Annotated in this window: 1 pseudogene; it reads left to right on the top strand. The window is 30.2% G+C overall.

Annotated elements, in window-relative coordinates:
- A pseudogene (locus KJS58_RS25185) lies at nt 1-258 on the top strand (IS5/IS1182 family transposase); the annotation flags it as partial.

The following is a 258-nucleotide window of genomic DNA, read 5'->3' as shown; positions in this document are numbered from 1 at the left end:
CTCAAAGATGTGAGTTTGTTAGATATGCTTATTGGGAAGACAGTTGAAATTGCACTAGAAAAAGAAATCATCCAAAGTAAAACAATTATCGTCGATGCTACACATACAAAATCACGTTATAATCAAAAATCACCGATACAGTTTCTACAAGAGAAATCAAAAAATGTCCGAAAATCCGTATATAAAATCGATGAATCTATGAAAACTAAATTCCCATCAAAATCTAATTCTAACGATGTGAAAATAGAAGTGGATTAT

Source organism: Paenibacillus sp. J45TS6 (assembly GCF_018403285.1).
GTDB lineage: Bacteria > Bacillota > Bacilli > Paenibacillales > Paenibacillaceae > Paenibacillus.
This window is presented reverse-complemented; position numbering and strand designations above follow the sequence as displayed.